Consider the following 918-nt stretch of genomic DNA (forward strand, 5'->3'; position numbering starts at 1 on the left):
AGAGACGGTTTCAAAAAGACTTGAAGGGGCTGTTAACTTCATGGACATGCTGTTAACCTTGGTCGTCGTGACGACGGAGTCAAGGGGATGGGCAAGCCAATAATTGACGACGAATTGTGGAAGCGAATCGAACCCTTACTGCCACAGCCGAAAGCTCGGCGCGAGAAGTATCCAGGTCGAAAGCCGATACCCGATCGCGCCGCTTTGAACGGCATTTTGTATGTGTTGCGCACAGGGTTGCGTTGGCGCGATCTACCTGCCGAAATGGGTTGCGGCTCTGGCGTGAGCTGTTGGCGCCGCTTACGCGACTGGCAGAAAGCAGGCGTGTGGGATCGATTGCACGAACTACTGCTCGCCGAGCTACGCGCAGCTGGCCAAATCGACCTCTCACGCGTGATTCTCGATTCGTCTTCCGTTCGGGCTATCGGGGCGGGCCAAAAACCGGGCCGAACCCTGTAGATCGTGCGCGACCGGGTTCCAAACACCATGTTGCGACCGATGCAAATGGGTTGCCACTCTCGATCATCTTGACGGGTGCCAATCGACACGACGTCACACAATTGTTTCCCCTCATTGAAGCGATTCCACCCATCCGTGGTATCCGCGGTCGACCGTTGCGAAAGCCTCGAGTCGTCTATGCTGATCGCGGATACGACTCCGAAGCACACAGGCAGAAATTGCGTGATAGGGGTATCAAACCTGTTCTCGCGAAGCGCCGCACCGAGCATGGCAGCGGGCTTGGAAAATATAGATGGGTAGTCGAACGTACTCATGCCTGGTTCCATAATTTCCATCGTCTTCGAGTCCGCTACGAGCGCCTTGCCAGGATCCATGAAGCTTTCTTGAAGTTCGCCGCTTGCCTCATCTGTTGGAATACCCTCCAGCGATCTATGCAGGAGCCTTTTTGAAACCGTCTCT

General features: G+C 55.3%; 1 pseudogene. It reads left to right on the plus strand.

Going from position 1 to position 918, the window contains the following annotated elements:
- Positions 1-87: 87 nt before the first annotated feature.
- Positions 88-812, plus strand: a pseudogene (locus FSO04_RS45860) (IS5 family transposase); the annotation flags it as partial.
- Positions 813-918: the final 106 nt, after the last annotated feature.

The organism is Paraburkholderia madseniana, from assembly GCF_009690905.1.
GTDB lineage: Bacteria > Pseudomonadota > Gammaproteobacteria > Burkholderiales > Burkholderiaceae > Paraburkholderia > Paraburkholderia madseniana.